4 protein-coding genes are annotated in these 3,313 nt (G+C 39.7%); 3 read left to right on the forward strand and 1 reads right to left on the reverse strand.

Translation table 11 applies throughout. The annotated features are described in order from the left end of the window. Positions 1 to 222, forward strand: a 222-nt coding sequence (locus MED222_RS22570) for a hypothetical protein (protein ID WP_232281786.1), incomplete at its 5' end; no start/stop codon positions are given. A gap of 428 nt (positions 223 to 650) precedes the next feature. On the opposite strand, the gene MED222_RS20540 is transcribed toward MED222_RS22570, so the two are convergent. Further along, positions 651 to 1,616 carry a hypothetical protein gene (locus MED222_RS20540; RefSeq protein ID WP_032555001.1) on the reverse strand — a complete coding sequence of 322 codons (966 nt, stop codon included), beginning with the start codon at positions 1,614 to 1,616 and terminating at the stop codon, positions 651 to 653. A gap of 151 nt (positions 1,617 to 1,767) precedes the next feature. Between MED222_RS20540 and MED222_RS20535 the strand changes: the two genes are divergently transcribed. Together MED222_RS20535 and MED222_RS20530 are read left to right on the forward strand one after the other, a co-directional pair. Beyond that, positions 1,768 to 2,235 (forward strand): Lrp/AsnC family transcriptional regulator, encoded by a 468-nt coding sequence (locus tag MED222_RS20535; protein ID WP_009844861.1) that lies wholly within the window; start codon positions 1,768 to 1,770, stop codon positions 2,233 to 2,235. A gap of 208 nt (positions 2,236 to 2,443) precedes the next feature. Beyond that, a partial coding sequence (locus MED222_RS20530; protein ID WP_009844862.1) for a methyl-accepting chemotaxis protein occupies positions 2,444 to 3,313 on the forward strand: 870 nt, incomplete at its 3' end.

Genomic DNA, 3,313 nt, shown 5'->3' on the forward strand with positions numbered 1-3,313 from the left:
AATGATTTCAGCAATAGTTCATCGTTCTCAATAGTGGAAGCCTGTGACAGTGATGACAAAGTTAGAACCATAAAGTCATGCTTTTATGGGCATTTTGTAAGAATCTTAGCTGTGCGAGCCTCGGTTGTAAGAGGCGTTGTTATAAGGAGCATATTCAAAAGAGCCATCAGTTTTGATTATGTAACAAAATATATTTATAAAATTAACCAATCAAATGGATAATTATTACAAGCAATTGTTCGTTCCGATTTCAACATTTAAAGTTAATATCAAACAATGGTCGTTATTTATTTTATTATCAGCTATTTAGTGGGTTTTGTTGAATTAATAGTTGATAGTTTGGATTTTAATAATATTGGTTGGGAAGTAATTATTATCTTTAGAGTACTTTATACAAGGTATGGAGTTATAAGTAATAAGATGCGTTTTATATTCTCTGTGTTTAAACATTGCATTTAATAATTGAGTTATTAGTAAATATCTGTGCTGAAATTATTTTCACACGAAATATAAATAATTAGGGTGTTGAGAATGATTTTCAGTGTTTCAAGGGCGTGAAATTTAACAATAGCGGAGGTGATAGGAGTGCCAAGTCGCAAAAAAGAACCCGTATTTGAGTTCTTTTCCTTGTATTCTTGTTGGAGATTTACTTATGACTGAGAGACATCGCGATAAAAATACCGTTCGCAAGTGCTTGGATTCATGCGCTTAATGACGTTTGATACCACAGCGACAACCAACACCGAGAATACAAGCCTTCCCCAAAATATCGTGTAGAAATCGGCCCCGATGAGTAGGATCAACAACGTATCTTCAATTAAACTGTGGAGCAAGTTGAGCAGCATGATTGCGGTGAATACGTCTCTTGCTGAGATATGCCCTTTCTTGGCTTCATTGATCAGTAAGCCGCCACCAAACGAAAGGCCAAGCGTGATTCCTATTATTGTTAGGTTCGTTGCGTCTTTGCTGATTCCCAGTACTCTTAAGAATGGTCTCAGTAATACTGCCATGAGTTTCTCAATACCTAGAATCTTTAAGATCTTGAGTAACAGTAATAGTGCTGAGATTACCATGAAGATAACCGCAAAGTTCTTGAACTGTTCAAGCGCCCAACCCAAATAGCTTGTGTCTCCTGATACTTCAGGTTGCCAAAGCACGGTTGCTGGGTAGTTGAGCCAGTCTCCGTATTGATAACTGAGGTTGAGTAGCCATGCCAGCACTAAGCTTCCCCCCACTCTCACCGATAGGGTAGCCAGCCAGCTAACACCTGCTTTTTTGGCAATAGCGCCTTCAATTGGCAATGAGTGAGCAAGGAGCATCATGCTGCCTAAAATTGAAGCTTGAGCAACCGTTAAGGGAACATCGGAATTAATAAGGATAATTAGCCCGGCATAGATGTTGGTGAGTATGGTAGTTGCCCATACTAGACCCATTTCTTTGGGTAATCCGACGCTTTCCATTATAGGGCTTAGCCATTCGCTAAGAATCATTATGCCGCCAAGCTCTTCGACGACTTTTATCAATATGATGATTGGAATCATGATACGGAAAAGCGTCGAAGTGACATCGAAGATTTCTTTGAGGAGCTCTTTGAAAAATTGATAGGTTGATTTCATTGTTACGACCATAACTCGTTGTGTTGTATAAAAAGATCTTACCGCGATTGTTGTGATTATTATTTCAAAAATAACCTATAAAGTTGCCTGTAATTTTTAAATTGCCTTAAAGTAAGAAATTATCAATCAAAAAATCATGGTTTAAGAAATTATGGAAATAGACCGTATAGATAGAAGCATATTGGTTGAGCTTCAGAAGAATAACCGGATCCCTAATCAATCGTTAGCCGAGATCGTAGGGCTATCACCTCCTGCTTGCTTAAAGCGAGTGAAACGATTGAGGCAAGAGGGCGTGATAGTCGGTGATGTATCGATCATTAATCCTGAGCTTACTGGTAGCAAGATGACCCTAGTTGTGTCCGTTGAAATGGAGCGCGATCGAGGGGATATCTATCAAATTTTTCGCCATTCTATTTCTAAGGCGTCAGAGGTTACTCAGTGCTATCAGATATCAGGCAGCTTTGATTTTATGTTGATTGTTACGGTGAAAGATATACAAGCTTACGAAGACTTTGTTGAACGAGTATTGCGCAAAGATCTGAATATTCGCAAGTTCCATACCTCAGTCTCTATGAGAACCGTGAAATTTACCACTGCAGTTAACTTAGATGAGTCATGACCTTTAGCCAGATAGAGGTGTGAATAATTAGATCAAAGGCATAATAGTTAGGGAAGAGGCTTAGCGTTGAGAGTTTTGTGAGGTGCATTGGTTATTTTTGTATAAATAGCAGTCATTTACACAAAATGTTACTTTCATATTTTGTCATAACTTTAATAATTGTATATATTCCTCCGCTACAATAATAATTAACCGAAGTTAATACCAAATGACTGTCAGTTCAGCTTCTCAATCACGTGAAACGCTTCTAAGCGAAAACGAACAACTTGTCTCGACTACCGACCTTAAAGGTGTGATTACTTATAGTAATGACGCTTTTTGCCGTATTGCGGAATACAGTCAAGATGAATTACTAGGGCAACACCATAATATTGTTAGGCATGGTGATATGCCAAAAGCGGCTTTTGCCGATATGTGGGTGAATCTAAAACAAGGCAAGGCTTGGCGCGGGATCGTAAAAAACAAGACTAAATCCGGCGGGCACTACTGGGTTGATGCTTACGTTACCCCTATTTATGATGGCGGGAAGGTAAGTGGCTATCAGTCTGTTCGTGTTAAGCCGAAAAACGAATGGGTACAAGTCGCAGACAAGGCTTATCAAAGCTTATTGAAAGCTGAGAAGTCAGGTCGCCAATGGTCACTACAGATCAGTGACAGTGTTCGTTACGCAGTGTTACTCGGCTCTTTGGCTGCGCCTCTGATTTCAAATCTTGTAGAAGTAGGGCAAGCATCTCAGTGGATATTGAGTCTTCTTCCTGTTTCTGCTCTCGCATTGCTTTTCCGACAAGAGCTCATTGATACTCCATTACAGTTAAAAAAACTGCAATCTAAATTCGATAGCGTCAGTCGACTTGTCTATTCAGGTAATAGTCAGTTCTCTGTTGCCGATTTTCATCTCAAGCTGCTGTCTGCCCGAATCCGCACTGTATTAGGCCGTATGACAGACTCAGCGAAACCATTGCAAGATTTAGCTGATAACCTTAATGCGACGTCATACCAAGTAACTGAAGCGCTCGATCAGCAGACAAAAGATATTCTTCAGGTACGTGAAGCAACTGAAGAGGTTGAAGTGACCGCC

The organism is Vibrio sp. MED222 (assembly GCF_000153005.1).
Lineage (GTDB): Bacteria > Pseudomonadota > Gammaproteobacteria > Enterobacterales > Vibrionaceae > Vibrio > Vibrio tasmaniensis_A.

What these genes read in the sequence shown, in the direction of transcription:
- MED222_RS20540 (WP_032555001.1), bottom strand. Translation starts at nt 1,616, where the DNA reads ATGAAATCAACCTATCAATTTTTCAAAGAGCTCCTCAAAGAAATCTTC.
- MED222_RS20535 (WP_009844861.1), top strand. Translation starts at nt 1,768, where the DNA reads ATGGAAATAGACCGTATAGATAGAAGCATATTGGTTGAGCTTCAGAAG.